General features: G+C 57.7%; 21 protein-coding genes. All 21 read right to left on the bottom strand.

Translation table 11 applies throughout. From position 1 onward, the window contains the following. Window positions 1–38 precede the first annotated feature (38 nt). Window positions 39–830 (bottom strand): amino acid ABC transporter ATP-binding protein, encoded by a 792-nt coding sequence (locus MHN28_RS21675; RefSeq protein WP_304622136.1) that lies wholly within the window; start codon window positions 828–830, stop codon window positions 39–41. Between the two features lie 12 nt (window positions 831–842). Beyond that, window positions 843–2,198, bottom strand: a complete 1,356-nt coding sequence (locus MHN28_RS21680) for an amino acid ABC transporter permease (RefSeq protein WP_239344770.1) — start codon at window positions 2,196–2,198, stop codon at window positions 843–845. Window position 2,199: 1 nt separating this feature from the next. Continuing rightward, the gene (locus MHN28_RS21685) at window positions 2,200–3,468 is read right to left on the bottom strand and encodes an amino acid ABC transporter permease (protein WP_239344772.1); all 1,269 of its coding nucleotides are present in this window, start codon (window positions 3,466–3,468) and stop codon (window positions 2,200–2,202) included. A 126-nt stretch (window positions 3,469–3,594) separates the two neighbouring features. Further along, on the bottom strand, window positions 3,595–4,611 hold the full coding sequence (locus MHN28_RS21690) for an amino acid ABC transporter substrate-binding protein (RefSeq protein ID WP_239344774.1): 1,017 nt from the start codon (window positions 4,609–4,611) through the stop codon (window positions 3,595–3,597). Between the two features lie 207 nt (window positions 4,612–4,818). Continuing rightward, window positions 4,819–5,526 (bottom strand): ATP12 family chaperone protein, encoded by a 708-nt coding sequence (locus tag MHN28_RS21695; protein WP_239344776.1) that lies wholly within the window; start codon window positions 5,524–5,526, stop codon window positions 4,819–4,821. 4 nt (window positions 5,527–5,530) lie between these two features. Beyond that, a complete protein-coding gene (locus MHN28_RS21700) occupies window positions 5,531–6,202 on the bottom strand; it encodes an HAD-IA family hydrolase (protein WP_239344778.1) in 672 nt (223 codons plus the stop codon). Next, window positions 6,199–7,242, bottom strand: a complete 1,044-nt coding sequence (locus MHN28_RS21705) for an RluA family pseudouridine synthase (protein ID WP_239344780.1) — start codon at window positions 7,240–7,242, stop codon at window positions 6,199–6,201. The genes MHN28_RS21700 and MHN28_RS21705 overlap by 4 nt, the downstream gene beginning before the upstream one ends. Before the next feature lie 107 nt (window positions 7,243–7,349). Continuing rightward, complete coding sequence (locus MHN28_RS21710) at window positions 7,350–8,156, bottom strand: crotonase/enoyl-CoA hydratase family protein (RefSeq protein ID WP_239344782.1); 807 nt, start codon at window positions 8,154–8,156, stop codon at window positions 7,350–7,352. 76 nt (window positions 8,157–8,232) lie between these two features. Next, window positions 8,233–9,543, bottom strand: a complete 1,311-nt coding sequence (locus MHN28_RS21715) for a replication-associated recombination protein A (RefSeq protein WP_239344784.1) — start codon at window positions 9,541–9,543, stop codon at window positions 8,233–8,235. A gap of 4 nt (window positions 9,544–9,547) precedes the next feature. Beyond that, window positions 9,548–10,936, bottom strand: coding sequence for a trypsin-like peptidase domain-containing protein (locus MHN28_RS21720; protein WP_370645784.1), 1,389 nt, complete (start codon window positions 10,934–10,936; stop codon window positions 9,548–9,550). Window positions 10,937–11,014: 78 nt separating this feature from the next. Further along, window positions 11,015–12,070 (bottom strand): TauD/TfdA family dioxygenase, encoded by a 1,056-nt coding sequence (locus tag MHN28_RS21725; protein ID WP_239344787.1) that lies wholly within the window; start codon window positions 12,068–12,070, stop codon window positions 11,015–11,017. Between the two features lie 159 nt (window positions 12,071–12,229). Continuing rightward, entirely contained in the window at window positions 12,230–12,652 is a 423-nt protein-coding gene (rplQ, locus tag MHN28_RS21730) for a 50S ribosomal protein L17 (protein ID WP_039538314.1), read from the bottom strand. 118 nt (window positions 12,653–12,770) lie between these two features. After that, on the bottom strand, window positions 12,771–13,787 hold the full coding sequence (locus MHN28_RS21735; protein ID WP_058276312.1) for a DNA-directed RNA polymerase subunit alpha: 1,017 nt from the start codon (window positions 13,785–13,787) through the stop codon (window positions 12,771–12,773). 115 nt (window positions 13,788–13,902) lie between these two features. Further along, entirely contained in the window at window positions 13,903–14,292 is a 390-nt protein-coding gene (gene rpsK, locus MHN28_RS21740; RefSeq protein ID WP_008757289.1) for a 30S ribosomal protein S11, read from the bottom strand. Between the two features lie 15 nt (window positions 14,293–14,307). Continuing rightward, entirely contained in the window at window positions 14,308–14,676 is a 369-nt protein-coding gene (rpsM, locus tag MHN28_RS21745; RefSeq protein WP_170377641.1) for a 30S ribosomal protein S13, read from the bottom strand. 262 nt (window positions 14,677–14,938) lie between these two features. Continuing rightward, window positions 14,939–15,280 (bottom strand): hypothetical protein, encoded by a 342-nt coding sequence (locus MHN28_RS21750; RefSeq protein ID WP_239344789.1) that lies wholly within the window; start codon window positions 15,278–15,280, stop codon window positions 14,939–14,941. Window positions 15,281–15,318: 38 nt separating this feature from the next. Then, window positions 15,319–15,894 carry an adenylate kinase gene (locus tag MHN28_RS21755; RefSeq protein WP_239344791.1) on the bottom strand — a complete coding sequence of 192 codons (576 nt, stop codon included), beginning with the start codon at window positions 15,892–15,894 and terminating at the stop codon, window positions 15,319–15,321. After that, window positions 15,891–17,255 (bottom strand): preprotein translocase subunit SecY, encoded by a 1,365-nt coding sequence (gene secY, locus MHN28_RS21760; RefSeq protein WP_239344793.1) that lies wholly within the window; start codon window positions 17,253–17,255, stop codon window positions 15,891–15,893. The genes MHN28_RS21755 and secY overlap by 4 nt, the downstream gene beginning before the upstream one ends. Before the next feature lie 109 nt (window positions 17,256–17,364). Further along, window positions 17,365–17,838, bottom strand: a complete 474-nt coding sequence (gene rplO, locus MHN28_RS21765) for a 50S ribosomal protein L15 (RefSeq protein ID WP_239344795.1) — start codon at window positions 17,836–17,838, stop codon at window positions 17,365–17,367. 140 nt (window positions 17,839–17,978) lie between these two features. After that, the gene (locus tag MHN28_RS21770) at window positions 17,979–18,821 is read right to left on the bottom strand and encodes a hypothetical protein (RefSeq protein ID WP_239344798.1); all 843 of its coding nucleotides are present in this window, start codon (window positions 18,819–18,821) and stop codon (window positions 17,979–17,981) included. 186 nt (window positions 18,822–19,007) lie between these two features. Then, window positions 19,008–19,223 (bottom strand): DUF1127 domain-containing protein, encoded by a 216-nt coding sequence (locus tag MHN28_RS21775; protein ID WP_239344800.1) that lies wholly within the window; start codon window positions 19,221–19,223, stop codon window positions 19,008–19,010. Between the last annotated feature and the right edge of the window lie 580 nt (window positions 19,224–19,803).

A 19,803-nucleotide genomic window follows, 5' to 3' on the forward strand; every position in this document is an offset into this window, starting at 1 on the left:
GGGACCAGCCCCGCCTTCCTTTGCGTATACAATCGGGCTCAGTGGCCCAGGATCTGGCTGAGGAACAGCTTGGTGCGCTCTGACTGTGGGTTGTTGAAGAACTCTTCCGGTTCGTTCTGCTCCACGATCTGACCGGCATCCATAAAGATCACGCGGTTCGCCACCTGACGGGCAAAGCCCATCTCGTGAGTCACGCAGAGCATGGTCATGCCTTCCTCGGCCAGCTCGATCATGGTGTCGAGCACCTCTTTGATCATCTCGGGGTCCAGCGCCGATGTCGGTTCATCGAACAACATGATCCGCGGCATCATGCACAAGCTTCGCGCAATCGCCACACGCTGTTGCTGACCACCCGATAGCTGACCGGGATACTTGTCGGCCTGCTCAGGGATTTTCACCTTTTCCAGGAAATGCATCGCGCGCTCTTCAGCCTCTTTCTTGGGCGTCTTGCGCACCCAGATCGGGGCCAGCGTGCAGTTCTCCAGAATAGTCAGATGCGGGAACAGGTTGAAGTGCTGGAACACCATGCCAACCTCGGACCGGATCTTGTCGATGTTTTTCAGGTCATTCGACAACTCGGTCCCGTCGACCACGATCCTGCCCTGCTGGTGTTCTTCCAGAGCATTCAGACAGCGGATCAGGGTGGACTTGCCTGATCCCGACGGGCCTGCGATCACGATCCGCTCGCCCTGATTGACGGTCAGATTGATGTCACGCAGCACGTGGAAGGACCCGTACCACTTGTTCATGTTGGTGATTTCGATAGCGACCTCGTCGCTCACCTGCATCTTGGAGCGGTCGATTTCACGTTCTACAGCAAGTTGAGACATGCGTTGAACTCCTTAACGGTGGCCAGTCTGAAGCTTGCGCTCCAGATACATGGAATAACGGGACATGGAGAAGCAGACGACGAAGAACAGAACGCCGATAAAGGCAAACAGTTCCCAGTAGACGCCATTCCAGGCGGTATCGGCGCGGATGCCGTTGGTCAGGCCGATCACGTCGAACAGACCGATGATCGAGACCAGCGTGGTATCCTTGAAAATGCCGATAAAGGTCGACACGATGCCCGGGATCGAGATTTTCAGAGCCTGTGGCATGATGATCAGCCGCTGCGCCTGCCAGTAGTTCAGGCCCAGACTGTCGGCCCCTTCGTACTGACCGCGCGGCAAGGCAGCCAAACCACCCCTGATCACCTCGGCCATATAGGCGGCCGAGAACAGGGTCATCATGATCATCACCCTCAGGATGATGTCAAAATTGGTGCCCGGCGGCAGGAACAGGTTCAACAGCAGAGATGCCACGAACAGCAGGGTGATCAGCGGCACGCCGCGGATGAACTCGATAAAGCCCACGCACAGATACTTAACGATCATCAGATCCGACTGACGACCGAGTGCCAGAAGGATGCCAATGGGCAACGAGACACCAATGGCCACAACGCCCAACAGGATCGCCAGCATGAAGCCACCAAAGTCACGGCTTTCTACTGGGGCAATGCCGATCGGAATGACAGAGTTGATCGCGTCGGCAACTGAACCGGAAGCAAACAACCACCAAAGAACTGGTAGCGCGACCGCAAGGATGATCGCAGTCAGTGAACCAGCGACTGGGAGAACAAACTTGTATGCAAGGTACCCAATGCCCAGCCCAGCCGCGACCATCAGCGGTCCCCAGATGCTGCCGCCCCACATCAGCCAAGGCAACAGGAACGGATATGCCGCCGTCACGAAAAGCAATTTGCGCGGTACGTTGGTGAACAGCACAGGCGCTATCGCGACAAGCAACAGGATGAAGGTCAGGTTCGGCCGGAAATAGGCAGGCCAGCCGCCGGTTTCGGGTGGGTTAGACCACGTTGCGTCCGGATGCGCCGGATAAGGCGGATAAAAACCATATAGCAATTGCAGCCACCGGTCCTTGATAACACCCCAGCAGGCGTGACCATGCGTATCGCCCCAGGTCGCCATCATGATCTCACGACATTCCGACAGCGAATTGGCGTTCCAAACGGATTCGAACGTCCAGGACAGGATGTTGGAAAGCACGTAGTAGATGAAGATCAGCGAGACAACGGTCAGGATCGCGTTAAGCCAGCTTGAGAACAGATTGTGCCGGATCCAGCCCAGTACGCCCACCTCGGATGCGGGTGGCGCTTGTTCCGGCAACATTTCCGTGCGGACAAATGAAACATCACTCATATTACCGCTCCACCAGTTTGACACGGTTGTTGTACCAGTTCATCACCGCCGAAATGCTCAGCGAGATGGTCAGATAGACCAGCATCAGCAGCAGAACGCATTCCAGTTCGCGCCCGGTCTGGTTCATGGTGATGCCACCTAGGGTTCCCGTGATGTCCATATATCCGACCGCAATCGCCAGCGACGAGTTCTTGGTCAGGTTCAGATAGTTCGAGATCATCGGCGGGATGATCACCCGCAGCGCCTGAGGTAGGATCACAAGGCGCATGGTCCGACCCGGGCGCAGACCCAGTGCGGATGCAGCTTCAGTCTGACCTTTCGAAATGGCCAGAATACCGGCGCGAACGATCTCGGCGATGAAGGCCGCAGTGTACAGCGACAAGGCCAGCCACAAAGCAATCAAGGAGTTCCGCAGATGGGTACCGCCAGTGAAGTTGAAGCCCTTCAGCTCCGGGTATCCCAGGTGGAAACCCAGCGCGCCCAGCAGGATAGCAGAGGGAACAAACAACAGGCCCAGTTGGATGTGCCAGATAGTCGGGCGGTCACCGGTCTGTTCCTGCGTCTTGTTTGCCCAAGCCGACACTTTGCGCATTGCGAAGATGCTGCCGCCAAGCACGATCAGGAAGGCGATGAGGTCCAGTGAAACATCGAACCGCAGGCTCGACGTCCCGAACAGGTGGATGTCACCCAAACCACGCGAAAACAGGAATTCGGGGATATAGACCCCGCGATTGGTCACAGCGACAGTGCCGAACAGATCCATAGTGGCTTCTGGGTTTTCACCCCGGAAGGCGCGCGGTGCCGGCAGGCTTTCGATCAGAATCGCCATGGCGAACACGATCCAAAGCAGGACCGGCACGTTACGGAACATCTCGACATAGACCGTCATGATCCGGGCGATCAGCCAGTTGTTGGACAGACGCAGGACGCCGACCATGACGCCGATAATTGTCGCCGTGATACAGCCCAGAACTGCGACAACCAGCGTGTTTAGCAGGCCTATAAACGCCGCACGCAGATGGGTATCTCGCGAGTCATACTCCAGCAGGCGTTGGTTGATGTCATAACTGGCCGGTTCGGCGAAAAAGTCGAACCCGACTGTTCTGCCCAGCGTTTCGAGGTTCTGAATGGTGTTGTTGATAATCCAGGCTGCCAGAAGCATGAAAGCGATCATCGCTATGACCTGAATGGTCGCAGATCGGTACCGCGTATCATAAAGGAGCATGGACAGCCGGAACTGCTCCTTCGGCGGGTCAGTGAGAGTCGTCATGACCTATGTATATCCCCGTGCATCCCGTTTTTTGCCGGCAAAGTTGTTCTTTGCTCAATCTATCCGGGAGTGTTTCTTATTGATGGAAAAAGGGCGCAGGTTGCCCCGCGCCCTTCTCCGTGGGTTTTAGCGGAACGGCGGTGCGTACAGCAGGCCGCCATCGGTCCACTGTGCGTTCAGGCCGCGTGCCAGACCGATCGGAGTTTCTTCACCGATGTTCTTGGCAAACACTTCACCATAATTGCCGCCTACCTTGATCGCACGCTGCGCCCAGGTCGCGTCCAGACCCAGCATCTCACCCAGAGTGCCTTCGGAGCCCAGCAGACGGTTCACTTCGGGGTTGTCGGTACCTGCAGCCATCTCATCGATGTTGGCCGAGGTCACACCCATTTCTTCCGCCGCGATCAACGCGTTCAGAGTCCAGCGGACAACGTCGCCCCACTCGTGGTCACCGTGGCGAACCAGCGGGCCCAGCGGCTCTTTCGAGATGATTTCGGGCAGGATCACGTGATCTGCTGCGTTCTCGAAGGTGGCGCGGGTTGCGGCCAGACCGGATGCGTCGGTGGTGTAGACGTCACAAGCACCAGCCAGATACTGCTGCTGCGCTTCAGCGTTGGTTTCGATCGGAACCGGCTCGTAGCTCATGTTGTTGATGCGGAAGAAGTCCGCCAGGTTGAGCTCGGTGGTGGTACCGGTCTGAATGCAGACAGTCGCACCGTCCAGTTCCTTGGCCGAGCTTACGCCCAGTGCCTTTGGAACCATGAAGCCCTGACCGTCATAGTAGTTGATGCCGACGAATTCGAATTTCAGGTCAACATCGCGGCTGAAGGTCCAGGTGGTGTTACGGGCCAGCATGTCGATCTCGCCCGAAGCCAGCGCGGTGAAACGCGTTTTACCGGTGGTCGGGATGAATTCAACAGCGGTCGGATCGTCCAGAACGGCGGCAGCTACTGCGCGGCAGACCGCCACGTCAAAGCCCTGCCATTCGCCATTGGCATCCGGGCTGGCAAAGCCGGGTACGCCAGTCGCCACGCCGCAGTTCAGTTTGCCGCGCGCCTTGACATCATCAACAGTGCCCGCCGCCGCTGCGCCAGCAGCCAGGCCGGCGACAGTTGCCACGCCCAAGATTACGGATTTTTTCATTTTTACCTCTTCCTGATTATCCGCCCCGTTTCGGGACGGCTCTGTCCGGCACCCTTGGCACCGGAAAGGTTTCCCCAAAGGTGTCTCCCCTTTAGTGGCCACGAGTTTGGGCGCATTCATAAACAAACGTCAAGGGTCGGATCAGTGAAAACGATGAGTCAATTCAGAGATGACCTCGTCTGCAACACAAAATCAGGCACAATAGGCTCAAATCGAGAGATCAAAGAACCGTTTAGCGTGTAAAAAGGCAGTTTTTTTGGTTTCGGCAACCGCGTGGGCTTCGTCATCGTGGCCCCATTGTTCGATTTGCCAATCCTCATCTAATCTTGAGATTTTCCAGATTTCACCCGCATCTCTCCAATTCAAGCCAGCTGCAAAGCCCAGAACCAAAGAGCCGGACAGGCTGACGAGATCGTGGAATGCGGCAAGCTGAAAGTCATTGAAATCATGAACGCGCCGTCGGAGCGTATCCAGTGCGGATGTGGACTGCGGCTGATGCAGCACGCCAGCTACGGGAACAAGGCGCGCTGCAAGCGTTTCCGCAGCCCAATCCAAGGCCGGGTCCCATTGGACTGCCTGCCGCTCTTGCAACTCGTGCGGGTGGGTCGCCCTGTAACACAGCAGGTCCGAATCGCCGTAATCGGCCAGCATATCTGCAACCTCGGCGTGCTGGTGGCGCACCTTGTCGATGGCCGCATTGGCAGACCGGGTGAACGGCATCTGGGCCGGGTCGACCTCTTTTTCCTGCGCGTCCCACTCTGCCGCGACCTCTTCGGCCATCGCACGTGTCGGCAAAATCAACCCGGCTTTGGCCGGTGTCTTCACCCTGCGACCATCCAGTTCGACTGTGTACCCGTCGTCCGCTTCAACAACCGCGCTTGCAGTCCAAAATCGTTTAGGCTTCCAGTCGCTCATGTCTTCAGGTCCAGATGTCAGTCAGCGCTCGTGGCAGCTGATCAAAAGTCTCAATAATACAGGTTGCGCCATCCAGGGCGGATCGGTCGTGGTAACCCCATGACACGCCAATGCTTGCGACCCCAGCGGCTTTGGCCATTTCCATGTCAAACCGGGTATCGCCGATCATTACCGTGTCTGCCGCTTCAATTCCGGTCTCGGCGCGCGCCGTGTCGATCATAGACGGGTGCGGCTTGGAAGGATGGTGATCCGCGACCTGTCGGGTTACGAAATAGCGCTCCAGAGCATGCCCCTCGATCAGGGCATCCAGCCCGCGCTGAGATTTCCCGGTCGCCACGCCCAGCAGAACTTCGGGGATCGCGTGCAGGGTTTCGATGGCCTCGCGGGCTCCGGGATAAAGCGGCGAACTCGCGACACCTTGGTCAAGACGATGCGCGTGGTAGGCCTGTTTGTAACCTTCGACAAGGCGCTGCTGGACAGCGCCGGACAGCTCGGGCGCCAATTGCGCCATCGCGTTGGGAAGAGAAAGGCCGACGATGGACAGAATCGCCTGACGGCTGGGAACCGGCAGGGACAAAGCCTCGAAACTAGCGGCCATGGCGGCAACGATGCTGCCCTGGCTGTCGACCAGAGTTCCGTCGACGTCAAACAACACAAGACGCAACGGTGCGCTCATTGCAATTCCTCAAACGGGTCGTCTGCGGCCAGATCTTCGGTCCAGCCGAACGTGTCCCAGCTGTGCTTCATGTGCTCGGGCAAAGGTGCTATAACAGTTATGGTCTTACGCGTCACAGGGTGCTGGAACGAGGCTTGCCGCGCGTGCAGGTGCAGCTTCTTGCTGATGACCCCACCCAGTTGCGCGCCCCAGCCGTCGCCAAGGTTTTCCTGCCCCGAACCGCCATATTTTCCGTCACCGATGATCGGATGCCCGATCGCCGCCATATGCGCCCGCAGCTGGTGGGTGCGGCCGGTGATCGGCTCCATCGCCACCCATGAGGCGCGTCCGGCCACCCTGTACAACGTCGCATAAAGCGTATGCGCCCGTTTGGCGCCCGGCGTGTCGTCAATTTCGTTCAGGTGCACGGCGACCATCTTTTCACCCTCACCATGCTTGCCATGACCCGGAGCCTTGACCAGCCCGGTCTTGATCTCACCCAGATAGGGGGTCGGCACACCAGCAACCAAAGCCCAGTAAATCTTGCGCGTGTCGCGGTGGCGGAACGCGGCTGTCAGGCCTTTGGCAGCCTCACGGGTCCGGGCCATCAGAAGAACGCCCGAGGTGTCCTTGTCCAGCCGGTGCACAAGGCGCGGGTTTTCGTCGCAACCGAACCGCAGCGCCTCAGACAGGCTGTCCACGTGACGGGTCTGACCGCTGCCGCCTTGGACAGGCAGGCCATGCGGTTTGTTCAGCGCCAGCACATGATCGTCGCGATAGATCACGCAAGACTGGATCATCTTGGCATCGGCGTCCGAGATGCTCCGCTTGACTTCAGCAGGCTTGTGGTCAGCATCCGGCAGGGGTGGTACCCGCACAACCTGACCGGCTTCAAGCCGGGTCGAGGCTTTGACCCGCCCGCCTTCGACGCGCAGCTCACCCTTTCGGCACATCTTTTCGATCCGACCCTGGCTGACATGCGGGAAAAGACGGCGCAGCCAGCGATCCAGCCGCTGGTCGCCGTCACCTTCTGCCACGGTGATCATCTGTACGCCGCTCATGCCGATATCCCCTGCGTCGCGCGGATTATCCGCCCGGTCAACCCGTCTGTAAGTGTCCTAGAAAACATGCGCGTCTGTGGCGTGCAAAGGACCAAGAGTCAAGCCGGTCAGATGTTCGAAAAATCCCCGTGCCGTCCCGCACCGTCGCGGAAACGCCCCGCCCCAGCCGTGCCTTCGCGCCGGATCGCCTCTAACCCGTTGGCCCATTCGACCTTCAGCGCCTCACGCACCGGCATTCCACGCGTCTCGATGATCGAGCGGCGGTCAGCGCGCACGGCCTCTTGTGGAAAACGCGCGATCTCATGGGCCATGGCTTCGGCCGCGGCACGTGCATCGCCATGCGGGACGATCTTCTCGGCCAACCCGATCCGATAGCATTCCTCGGCTTCTACCTTGCGGCCGGTCATGGCAATCTCCAACGCTTTGCCCTGCCCCACCAAACGCGGCAGACGCACAGTCCCTCCGTCCATCAGGGTCACACCCCAACGGCGGCAATAGACACCCTGATAGGCGGTCTCGGCCATTACCCGGATGTCACACCAGAGAGCCAGTTCCATTCCACCTGCCACCGCTGCACCTTCAATCGCCCCGATCACCGGTTTGGACAGTTCCAGACGCGATGGCCCCATCGGACCGAGTGTCGACGGCGCAGAGCCAATCGGGAATGCGTGTTTTTCATAGTATGGCTCGCCCAATTCCGGGTCAGACAGGGTTGCGGCCATCTTCAGGTCCCAGCCGGCGCAGAAGTTGCCACCCTTGCCCCAGAATACGGCCACCTTTGCAGGGCTCTGCTCGAACTCCAAAAACGCAGCAACCAACGCTTCGGCGTGGTCACCATCGACGGCGTTACGCGCATCCGGCCTGTCGTGAACGATGGTCCAGACGTCATCCGTCTTGTCGATCGATACGGTCATGAGTTGCCTCCCTCGAATCTCGTGACCCAAGGGAAACCCGTTTTGCTCGTTCTGTCGCGTGTGACGCAGCGACGTCCTACCCGTTCCGCTGGGCCCGCAGTTTGGAGAAGTAGTCCAGGCGCTTCTTCAACTCACGTTCGAAGCCGCGTTCCACGGGTTGATACAGAACCGGTCGTTTCATACCATCGGGGAAGTAATTCTGACCGGAAAACCCGTCTTCGGCATCGTGGTCATACGCGTAGCCTGCACCATAGCCCTGATCCTTCATCAGCGATGTCGGAGCATTCAGGATATGCTTCGGCGGAGGTTCGCTGCCCGACTGTTTGGCCAATCGCATGGCAGCTTTGTAGCCGACATAAGCGCCGTTCGATTTGGGGGCCAGGGCAAGATAGACTAAGGCCTGCGCAATGGCCAATTCACCTTCGGGGCTACCCAGCCGCTCGTAGGTTTCCCACGCATGCAGGCAAATCGTCTGAGCCTGCGGATCGGCCAGTCCGATATCTTCCACAGCCATCCGAGTGATCCGCCGCGCCAGATACCGCGGGTCCTCGCCACCGGTCAGCATCCGTGCAAACCAATATAGCGCCGCGTCTGGATCAGACCCGCGTACGGACTTATGCAGCGCCGAGATCAGATTGTAATGTTCGTCCCCGGACTTGTCGTACTTCGCCGCGCGCCGCATTAGCCTTGTGGAAAGAGCATCAGGGTCCAAAGGCGCATCCACAGACCACGCCGTGACCTGTTCGATCAGGTTCAAAAGCGCGCGCCCGTCGCCATCCGCCATCTCTTGCAAGGCCTCGCGGGCCGCCCCCGTCAGCGGCAATGCGCGATCCAGCTCTTTCTCAGCGCGTTGCGTCAGACGCTCCAGATCGGCAAGGCTGAGGCGTTCCAGAACCAAAACCTGAGCCCGGCTGAGCACAGCGGCGTTCAGTTCGAACGATGGGTTCTCAGTCGTCGCCCCGACCAACAGAATGGTTCCGTCTTCCATATGCGGCAGAAATCCGTCCTGCTGCGCCTTGTTGAAACGGTGGATCTCATCCACGAACAACAGCGTCCCCTGTCCGTTCTGACGCCGTATCTTGGCGGCCTCGAATACTTTCTTCAAGTCCGGGACGCCCGTGAATATCGCGCTGATCTGCACGAAATGCAGGTCGGTTTCCTGCGCCAGAAGACGCGCGATGGTGGTCTTTCCGACACCCGGAGGACCCCAGAACACCAAACTGGACAGGCTACCAGAGGCCAGCATGACCCCCAGAGGCGCGTCCGGGCCAAGAACCTGTTCCTGCCCGATAACCTCGGCCAGCGACTTTGGCCGTAGCCTGTCGGCCAACGGACGATGCGGTGTCGCAGCGGGCTCGGTGGCCTCGGTGTCGAACAGGTCGCTCATGAGGTTACAACCGGAACCGCAAAGACACGGGCTGTCCGCGCCGCACCACGTCAAGGTTCAGCCTGCGCCCCGGATCCGTCAACGCATCCACGACGTCTTGGGGGTGCTCAATATCCGCTCCGTTGATGCTGACGACCGCATCACCTGCACGCAGGCCCGAGCGACCACCATACCGACCCGCATCAACCACGACGACACCGGTTTGCGACAACAACAGCCCCATCCGGGTGATCACCGCAGGATTCACGCGGGACACCTTCAAACCGGGCATCACGGTGTTTTCATCCAATATGGTTTCGTCTGCTGGCGGTGTTTCCGGCGCTCGGATCAAATCAACTTCGACTTCAGCGCTATCCTCGCCTCGCAACCGGGTCAGGAACGAAGTCCCCCCTACACCAGAAACAGACATGCGGAACTTCATCTCGGCAGGCGAGTTCACCTCGTCGCCATCCACATGCGTCACCACATCGCCCACGCGCAGACCGGCCTCGGCCAGCGGGCTCAGACTGTGCAAGTCGGAAATGACAACGCCCATCGGGATTACCAACCCAAGGGATTCCGCGATGTCAGCGCTCATATGCTGTCCGGCAACCCCGGCCCACGGAGCGACGAAACTGTCATTTCCGGCCTGCGCCTGACGCAGAAATTCAGCGACCAAATTGGCCGGGATCGCAAACCCAATGCCATTGGAACCACCCGAACGCGTCAGGATCGAAGTGTTGATCCCGATCAGGTCGCCATTCACATCGATCAGTGCGCCACCCGAATTACCCGGGTTGATCGCAGCATCAGTCTGAATGAAATACCCACGCGCATTGCCCGTGGCCGTTCCTGTCCGTGCCAGCCCGGAAATGATACCCGACGATACGGTCTGGCCCACCCCAAACGGGTTTCCGATGGCAAGCGCCAGCTCACCGACCTCGACCTGATCGGAATCGCGGAAGTTTAGGTGTGGCAGGTCTTCGGCCTCTTCCAGACGCAGGATGGCAATGTCGCTTTCCTTGTCGCCCAGAACAACCTGCGCCGAATATTCACGCCGGTCCGTTGTCACCACGCGGATTTCCGTGGCCGTTCCCACAACGTGATAGTTTGACACCACGTAGCCGTCGCCAGATAGAATAACACCAGACCCCAGCGAGTTCTGAACCCGCGGGCGCGGTTCGGAAAATCCTCTGCCAAAGAAGTCTTCAAAAAACGGGTCCGAGAAGAAGGGATTGGATCTCCCCTGCCGCACGATCTTGGCATAGATGTTGACGACAGCCGGGGAGGCTTGCTTTACCACGGGGGCAAATCCCAGGCTGATTTCGGCCTGTGATGTCGGCACTTTCGTTTCGGCATTTGCTGACACGGCAAACGTCGCCAACATCAGGGAACAGAGAATTTTGCGCATGATCCATCCGTCGATTATTCGCCCATCGGATATGCGTCTACACGGGCAGTAATGCAAGCATCAGCTCGGTGCGTTGGGCCGTCAATCCAAAGGGGCGTGTAGGCGCGTGCCTTCCGTGATGATCCCACCGCGTTGTCCCACCTCAATTGTTCCGTACCGTTGCCTGAATACTGCGGGCAACTCACGATCTCCCTCGGGTGAAAGCCAAAGCCGCAGCAGATGCCGCCGCTCAGCCGGATCCGGCCAGTCGACGAAGCCGGTCCGGTCATGCAATTGCGAGTGGTTGTATACGAATTGCATATCCCCCGGTTTTAGCCGCATGGAAAGGCAGAGGTCGGGATCATTCGCCAGCGCATCAAAGCGATCCAGCGCCTCAACGTGATCCGATGTAAGCCGCATCGCGTCCGGAAATCGTTGCGCGCTATCGATATATTGCCTTTGGTAAAACACCGTCAGTTTGCCATCATGCCAGGAAAACGGCGGGATCGTCATATAGGGTTCCATACCGTCGGGCACTTCCCCTCTTCGGTCTGTCGCAATAGGGTCAAACAAGAGCTCCAGCAATTCCGGGCATTCGGACCGCATCCGATTATAAATTGTCTCAGCACTCACCAGCAGCGAATCCCCTCCTTCTTTGGCCTCGCGCAGGCATAGCAAGCCGACGATGTCGGCGCTGTCGGTGTGAAAGGTCTGACGCTCGTGGGTCTGATAAATCCGGGTATTCGGATCGTTTGCATTCGCACCTATATCGCGGACGTGCCCCAGAATATGTCCCTGCGCGTTCTGCGAACGGGCCGAACCCAAATGGGCACCAACGCCACAGAAAATCACAGCTGCCATCTGTTGCGAGTAATCCTGCACCGGAAGGCCACGGATCACTTCGAAGCCGATCCCATTGATCAGTTTCTCTCGCAGCATCGCCAGATGCCGGTCAAATCGTTGCAGGGGGAAAGCGGCCTTTGTGATCTCACCGATATCCTTTCCCAGGTTCAGGTAATGGCGGGCGGCTTGCTCAAGGTCTTCAACGTCGTCCTCAGTCAGATCAATGATCCATTCACTCTGGCGTGTGCGCATGTCCTGACCTGTCCAGACAGACGGTCCTATAAGTTCGTTTGGTATTTCAGTTGGGATTGCCATCATCCGTCCTCCACGCTCACCTTACAGCATGATCTGCGAAGTTCAGGATTTCATCAACGGACACCGCCGCAGATGCCTTGATTGCAACCTTAAGGGGCAAGAAAAGAAAAAACCCCCGCGTCCGGGACGCAGGGGTTCAGGTCAGAAAGCAGGGCTTTCTTATTCTTCGTCAGCAGCCTCTTCGGCGGCAACGCGGGCTTTGTCAGCCGCGCCTTTGGCGTCAACGTCACGATCAACGAATTCGATGATCGCCATAGGCGCCATGTCGCCATAGCGGAAGCCAGCTTTCAGGATGCGGACATAACCGCCCTGACGCTCGGCGTAGCGGGGGCCCAGAACTTCGAACAGCTTTGCGACGTCTTTGTCTTCTTTTAGCTGTGCTGCGGCCTGACGACGGGCGTGCAGGTCGCCGCGCTTGCCCAAAGTGACCAGCTTTTCGATGATCGGGCGCAGTTCCTTTGCCTTGGGCAGAGTTGTTTTGATTTGCTCATGCTCGATGAGCGAGCCAGCCATGTTCGCAAACAGCGCCTTGCGGTGCTCATGAGTACGGTTCAGGCGGCGGTAACCACGTGCGTGACGCATTTTCTAGTTCCTTCTTTCGCGTTTTGCTTTGTCTGGCCGGCGATGCGTGTCGCCGGCTCTCCTTGGGGCGGAAGTGCCCATTTGGTCCCCGGCAGCCCGGGCATTGGGGAAGACGCGCTTAGAACGCGTCTTCGAATTTCTTCGCCAGATCTTCGATGTTGTCGGGCGGCCAGTCCTCGACATCCATGCCGAGGTGCAGACCCATGCCAGACAGCACTTCTTTGATCTCATTCAGCGACTTGCGGCCGAAGTTCGGGGTGCGCAGCATCTCGGCTTCGGTCTTCTGGATCAGGTCGCCGATATAGACGATGTTGTCGTTCTTCAGGCAGTTTGCCGAACGGACCGACAGTTCCAGCTCGTCCACTTTCTTCAACAGCAGCGGGTTGAACTCCAGACCATCGTCCTCGTCCTGGCGGCCAGCCGATTCCGGCTCGTCGAAGTTGACGAAGATCGACAGCTGGTCCTGCAGGATACGAGCGGCAAAGGCCAGCGCATCTTCCGGCGTGATCGAGCCATCGGTTTCGATCTTCAGGGTCAGCTTGTCATAGTCCAGAACCTGACCTTCACGGGTCGGCTGAACGTCATAGGCAACCTTTTTGACCGGCGAATAGATCGCATCGATCGGGATCAGGCCGATAGGCGCGTCTTCCGGCTTGTTCTTCTCAGCCGAGACGTAGCCCTTGCCGGTGTTGACGGTCAGTTCCATGAACAAGTCGGCGCCATCGTCCAGGTGGCAGATGACGTGATCGCGGTTCAGAACCTCGATGCCGGCGCTTTCGCTGATGTCACCGGCGGTAACAACTGCGGGGCCTTTGGCATTGATCGACAGGCGCTTGGGGCCTTCGACTTCCATGCGCAGGGCGACCTGCTTGAGGTTCAGGATGATGTCGGTGACGTCTTCACGAACGCCTGCGACGCTCGAGAATTCGTGCAAAACGTTGTCGATCTGAACACTGGTGATGGCCGCGCCTTGCAGCGAACTCATCAGAACGCGGCGCAGCGCGTTGCCCAGGGTCAGACCAAAGCCACGCTCCAGCGGTTCGGCAACCAGGGTCGCCTGACGTGCTGGATCGTTACCCGGCTTGCCTTCCAGCTGGGTCGGCTTGATCAATTCAGCCCAATTCTTATGGATCATGTAATCCCTCCATTCCTGTCCGCGCCCCATGACCAACAAGGTGCAGACGCCCGAGGTTCAAAATGACGTGCTGGGGCCGTGCAAGAAACACAGCCCCAGCTCAATTCAAATTCGCTTAGACGCGACGACGCTTCGGCGGACGGCAGCCGTTGTGAGCGATCGGTGTCACGTCGCGGATCGACGTGATGTTGAAGCCCACTGCAGCCAGCGCACGCAGAGCCGATTCACGACCCGAACCGGGGCCCTGAACTTCGACTTCCAGCGTCTTGACGCCATGTTCCTGCGCCTTTTTGCCTGCATCTTCTGCAGCCATCTGAGCGGCGTAGGGGGTCGATTTCCGCGATCCTTTGAAGCCCATGGTACCGGCAGACGACCACGAGATGGCGTTGCCCTGTACGTCCGAGATCAGGATCTTGGTGTTGTTGAAGGTCGAATTCACATGGGCGACGCCCGATGCGATGTTCTTACGCTCTTTGCGCTTAACGCGAGTCTTGTCACGTGCCATCAGTCAGACCCTCCCTTATTTCTTCTTACCAGCGATGGCCTTTGCGGGGCCTTTGCGGGTACGAGCATTGGTGTGGGTACGCTGACCGCGAACCGGCAGGTTGCGGCGGTGACGCAGACCGCGATAGCAGCCCAGGTCCATCAGGCGCTTGACGTTCATCTGAACTTCACGACGCAGGTCACCTTCGACGGTGAAGTTTTCGTCGATAAATTCACGGATTTTCAGAACTTCGGCGTCGGACAGTTCGTTGACGCGACGGGTCGCTTCAATGCCCACGGCTTCGCAGATTGCTTTGGCCGAGGTGTTACCGATACCGGTGATATATGTGAGGGCGATAGGTACCCGCTTTGCAGTCGGGATGTTTACGCCGGCAATACGTGCCACGTGTCACTTTCCTTTTTTGTTGCGGTTCCGTAGCTCCGGAACCTTTTTTCACAACACTTGATCTTGGCAGTGACGCCAGAGGATCCAGCATTTGTACGAGGTGGTCGGTGCATACGGGACGAATCCCGCACGCGATTGTGATTCCCATAGGGATGTGGGTCGATATGGGCTTTTCTCGGCAAGGTCAAGTCAGAAAAGAAATGCCGTAATCTCTTTGCCTTAACAATTCGCCAAGATGCTGGCGTGACCCTGATTACCAAACTCACTTTGGTCTTTTGTCTACGCTGATATTCAAACCGGGGTCACAGGCTATGTTCAACCCTTTGCGATGGAAATCACTCTCTATTTCCAACATTTGAACCTTCAACGCCTCTCGCTTGCGTTTAATGTCCCACGTAATGATCGCAGGAAGGACAAAAACAGTGGCAACAGAGTAAAATGTCACACTGATGAATTGAAGAATTTGCCCGGCGAAGAAGACCCAACACGCAAAAACCGGCAGGCCGACCAACATCCAACGCTTAGTGGCCTGCGAAAAAAGTCCGCGCCCCTGTTCCAAAAGATCTTCGTACAACTTGATCTTTGGCTCCAGTTCCGGGGGCACGGGTGTATTTCGATTAATCATACCCAAGTCGGTTAGGGTTACCCTAAGATCGCCTCGATCGAAGCCGTGACTTCCTCGATGCTGGCCAGACCGTTGACCGGGCGCAGATCGCCTTTGGCATAGTAATACCCGATCAGAGGAGCCGTCTTTTTGTAGTACTCCATCAGGCGAATGCGCACGCTTTCTTCGTTGTCGTCCGCCCGTACGGGCTGACCGGCGGCGCGCGCCTCCTCGGCCCGGTTGACGATGCGCTTGACCAGCGTTTCGTCGTCAACGCGCATTTCGATCACGGTGTGCAGCGATTGACCCAGTTTGGCCAGCAAAGCTGCCAGCGCATCGGCCTGCGCCAATGTGCGTGGGAAACCGTCAAAAATAAAACCGGCACCCTTTTCGGTGGTCAGCTTCTCTTCGATCAGTCCGATCACGATCTCATCGGTGACCAGCTTGCCCGCGTCCATGATCGCCGCAACTTTCTGGCCCATTTCGGTGCCCGAGGTTTTGGCTGCACGCAACATGTCGCCGGTGCTCAGCTGAACCATGCCGCGAGTTTCGACCAGGTGCTGCGCCTGTGTCCCCTTACCTGCCCCCGGGGGGCCCAACAAAATGATGTTCATCGACGAGCGGGTCCCTTCCTGCCGCGTTTCTTGCTTTTACCGCGCAGCTGGGACTTTTCGATAAGCCCTTCGTATTGGTGCGCCAGCAGATGGCTCTGAACCTGTTGGATCGTGTCCATGGTTACAGAGACGATAATCAGAACCGAGGTGCCGCCGAAATAGAACGGGATGGCGAACTGGTTCCGCAGAATTTCCGGCAGCAGACAAACAGCCGCCAGATAGGCCGAACCCAGAACCAGCACGCGGTTGACCACGTATTCCAGATACTCGGCGGTTTTCTTTCCGGGACGGATTCCCGGAACAAAGCCGTTCTGCTTTTTCAGGTTATCCGCTACGTCGTCCGGTTTGAACGACACGTTGAACGTGTAAAAATACGCAAAGAACACGATCATCGAGGCGAAGAACAGCAGGTACAGCGGCTGTCCGGGGCCAAAGTTGGCCAGCAACCACGACATGATCGGACCATTCGTGGCACCCGACGAGAAGGTTGAGATCGTCACCGGCAGCAGCAGCAGCGAACTGGCAAAGATCGCCGGGATAACGCCCGCCGGGTTCACTTTGACCGGCAGGTGGCTCGAACCGCCTTCGTATACCTTCATGCCAGCCTGACGGCGCGGGTACTGGATGTGGATCTTGCGTAGCGCGCGTTCCATGAACACAACGAAGGTGATTACCGCGATGACCATGACGATCACACCGATGATCACGGCCGGGCTGATTGCACCCGAGCGGCCTGAGGCAAAGAACTGAGCCAAAGCAGCAGGAACTTCGGCGATGATGCCGACGAAGATGATCAGCGAGATACCGTTGCCGATACCGCGTGCGGTGATCTGTTCACCCAGCCACATCAGGAACATGGTACCGCCGACCAGAGTGATCATGGTCGACATCCGGAAGAACATGCCCGGATCGGTCGCCAGATCGCCCGATTCCAGCGACACGGCCAGACCATAAGCCTGTACGGTGGCCAGTGCCACGGTGCCGAAACGGGTGTACTGGTTGATTTTCTTACGGCCCTGCTCGCCCTCTTTCTTGAGCTGTTCGAGCGCGGGAACCATCGATGTCAGCAGCTGCACGATGATCGAGGCCGAGATATAAGGCATGATGCCGAGGGCAAAGATACCCATCCGCCCCAGCGCCCCGCCGGTGAACATCGAAACCATGCCGCCGATGCCTTGCCCCGCCTGCTCCATGAACTCACGCAGCGCTTGTCCGTCGATCCCCGGCACCGGAATAAAGGTGCCCAGACGATAGACGATCAGCAATGCAAGCGTGAACAGGATGCGGTTGCGCAGATCGGTGGCTTTACCAAGGGCAGACCAGCTTGTGTTGGCTGCCATTTGTTCTGCTGCTGATACCATAAATCGGTCTCTCTTATGAAAACACCGCCCGGAACCGTTTTCCGGCTCGGGCGGCGTCTTGGAAAACTCTGAGGTCTATGTAAGCGGGTCTTCGCCCGCTCACAAGCGCTTACTCTGCCGCAGCAGCTTTTGTGACCTTAAGTGAGCCGCCCGCTTTCTCGACTGCTTCTACAGCAGATTTCGAGGCACCGGTGACTTCCAGGTTCACTTTGGCGCTGATTTCGCCTTTGGCCAGAACGCGGATACCGTCCAGCTTGCGACGAACCAGACCGGATGCAACCAGTGCGTCCTCGGTAATCGCAGCTTTGGCGTCCAGCTTGCCGGCGTCGACGAATTTCTGGATCAGGCCCAGGTTGATAACGGCAAATTCCTTGCGGTTCGGCTTGTTAAAGCCTCGCTTCGGCAGGCGCTGGTACAGCGGCATCTGGCCACCTTCGTAGCCATTGATGGCCACACCCGAACGGGATTTCTGGCCTTTGATACCACGGCCACCCATTTTACCTTTGCCGGAACCCGGACCACGGCCAACGCGGGTGCGTTTCGGTGCGGCGCCAGCGTTGTCGCGCAATTCGTGCAGTTTCATTTCGCTTCTCCTAAGCCGGATGTGACCCCCGAAGCGTGATGGGCCAAACACGGCATTTCTTGGTTTTGATTCTCGTGGACAGACTGCCACCGGAGCCCGATACAGCTTTGCGGCCCGGTATGCAAGTTTTGATATCCGGCCTATTGCGCAGTGGTTGTCGCGCCATGCGGGAAAATTGGTGCTTCTCGCGCGTCAATATCGTGCTTTGCCAACAATTTTCCAATCAGGCTGTCCGCATGCGGAACCCCACCATACTTGCCGGACAATATCGACCGCATCCGGCGACCGTAGAAGTGGATGGAAACCGTATCTTCCTTGAAAAACCGGGACAAATCCACGTTTGGACGCGCCAAGGCCCTTCGTCGTGTGAAATTTAACGGATAAAAAACGTGTTCGGGTAGCGCAAAACGGATCTCATTCGTCTTACTTAACGCCCACGTAATGGCTTTTGGTCCCCATACGCCCCAATACGTTTCCGGGACATTGACGGGCTGGCCAGCCTCCTGAGCTTCCAGCAGCGGTTGCCTATGCCGCTTTGGCACCCACGGCGGGATACGGAACGGGTCACTCGTATACTCATTCAGCAGGCCCAGAGTTTCGCTGTCCGCCGGTAGCCCCAGAACCCCGATCGCCACCTCACCTTCAAGGTACCCATAGTAGTGACCGTTCGGCGTTGAGAACGGCTTTACACAATAAGCATCTGTGTCTGCCCAGATGAGGCCCGGCTCGGCCGCCAGCATACGATACCGAAACTTGTCGGAATGCGGCGCGGGGCTGCCTGTTCGACCGTGCGTCACGAATTCGCTGTCAGGCAATATGTCCCGGGCGTCACGGCAATCAACACCGTCAGGAATCTTCGTGACATTACCGTAAGTGTAAAGGCGGACCGGCTGGTCGGCGTCCAGAAAGGACTTGATGCACAGTTGTTCCAGAAAACTCAGCGGGCCATCGACCCATAGCATCCCGATCTGTTGGTCTTGCACGTTGCCCGGCCTTTTTTCGTTCAGACTACGGCGGCCGGAATTGGCCACCTCATTGGCAAATGACTGATTTCAGGTTCCCCCGCAATAGCTCCGATCCGGTTTCAGAAGAGATGTGTCATGCAGACAACCTGAACCAAAAAAGGCGCCAAATTGGCGCCCTCTGGTTCAGAGTGTCTTCAACTCAACTTACGAGCAGTATGCGTGCTCGCGAGCAATATCCGCGATATCGCAGCGGCGGATGCCGATGTCATCGAGTTCGCGGTTGGTCAGGCGCTGAAGCTCGGAATAAGTGCGTTGGTATTCATTTGCCCGCGCCCGCGCTTCCTTAATGCTCTCGATCACGTTTGCGATCCTCGCACCGATGTTGAAACCACCGAATGATGCTGTTGCTGTGTGTGCCATAACTTAATTCCTTTCGTATGTCGGGGCGTATTCCCCGATGTCACTTGTTTGTTCCTGTCTTGGACAAGGCTGAGATAGGCATACTTGGTAACGCTAACAACGTACGTTTTGGTCTGGCCGGTATGCATTGAATGAATGCCTCGGCGATTTCTGCGACCGTTCTAACAGGCTACGCGTTTTTCCACGCTCAACCTAGACGTGCGAGTGCTTTTTGATTACTCCTTGCTGGGTCATATGACGATTTCTTTTTCCAGGTGAGACCTTATGAAGTCTTTTAATCTATTTGCTCCGCTTCTTTTGATCTTGGCAGGCGGATGCTCCGGGCCCAATTTGGATTTCGGAGCGAAACCGACGAAGCTTGAATATTCAGAGGCCAGTTTATCCGGGCTCATAGCGCTAAGGCCTTACCCCAATCCAGACGACGTCTGTCAAGTTATCAAAGAAAACGCGGACATCAGAGAACCTGTTAGCGACGGATCATTCCTGATTGCGTGCCCCAAGCACGAAAGAGGAGCTCTTGCCGATAGGCAAAATGAAGGCGCTGAGATTATTGCTAACGCGCGACACTGGACAGTCCTTT

It is taken from the genome of Ruegeria sp. Ofav3-42, from assembly GCF_022347725.1.
Classification (GTDB): Bacteria; Pseudomonadota; Alphaproteobacteria; order Rhodobacterales; family Rhodobacteraceae; genus Ruegeria.

Bases quoted from the DNA above. Each gene is read 5' to 3' on its own strand.
- MHN28_RS21675 (WP_304622136.1), bottom strand. From the start codon at position 830: ATGTCTCAACTTGCTGTAGAACGTGAAATCGACCGCTCCAAGATGCAG.
- MHN28_RS21680 (WP_239344770.1), bottom strand. From the start codon at position 2,198: ATGAGTGATGTTTCATTTGTCCGCACGGAAATGTTGCCGGAACAAGCG.
- MHN28_RS21685 (WP_239344772.1), bottom strand. From the start codon at position 3,468: ATGACGACTCTCACTGACCCGCCGAAGGAGCAGTTCCGGCTGTCCATG.
- MHN28_RS21690 (WP_239344774.1), bottom strand. From the start codon at position 4,611: ATGAAAAAATCCGTAATCTTGGGCGTGGCAACTGTCGCCGGCCTGGCT.
- MHN28_RS21695 (WP_239344776.1), bottom strand. From the start codon at position 5,526: ATGAGCGACTGGAAGCCTAAACGATTTTGGACTGCAAGCGCGGTTGTT.
- MHN28_RS21700 (WP_239344778.1), bottom strand. From the start codon at position 6,202: ATGAGCGCACCGTTGCGTCTTGTGTTGTTTGACGTCGACGGAACTCTG.
- MHN28_RS21705 (WP_239344780.1), bottom strand. From the start codon at position 7,242: ATGAGCGGCGTACAGATGATCACCGTGGCAGAAGGTGACGGCGACCAG.
- MHN28_RS21710 (WP_239344782.1), bottom strand. From the start codon at position 8,156: ATGACCGTATCGATCGACAAGACGGATGACGTCTGGACCATCGTTCAC.
- MHN28_RS21715 (WP_239344784.1), bottom strand. From the start codon at position 9,543: ATGAGCGACCTGTTCGACACCGAGGCCACCGAGCCCGCTGCGACACCG.
- MHN28_RS21725 (WP_239344787.1), bottom strand. From the start codon at position 12,070: ATGGCAATCCCAACTGAAATACCAAACGAACTTATAGGACCGTCTGTC.
- rplQ (WP_039538314.1), bottom strand. From the start codon at position 12,652: ATGCGTCACGCACGTGGTTACCGCCGCCTGAACCGTACTCATGAGCAC.
- MHN28_RS21735 (WP_058276312.1), bottom strand. From the start codon at position 13,787: ATGATCCATAAGAATTGGGCTGAATTGATCAAGCCGACCCAGCTGGAA.
- rpsK (WP_008757289.1), bottom strand. From the start codon at position 14,292: ATGGCACGTGACAAGACTCGCGTTAAGCGCAAAGAGCGTAAGAACATC.
- MHN28_RS21755 (WP_239344791.1), bottom strand. From the start codon at position 15,894: ATGAACATCATTTTGTTGGGCCCCCCGGGGGCAGGTAAGGGGACACAG.
- secY (WP_239344793.1), bottom strand. From the start codon at position 17,255: ATGGTATCAGCAGCAGAACAAATGGCAGCCAACACAAGCTGGTCTGCC.
- rplO (WP_239344795.1), bottom strand. From the start codon at position 17,838: ATGAAACTGCACGAATTGCGCGACAACGCTGGCGCCGCACCGAAACGC.
- MHN28_RS21775 (WP_239344800.1), bottom strand. From the start codon at position 19,223: ATGGCACACACAGCAACAGCATCATTCGGTGGTTTCAACATCGGTGCG.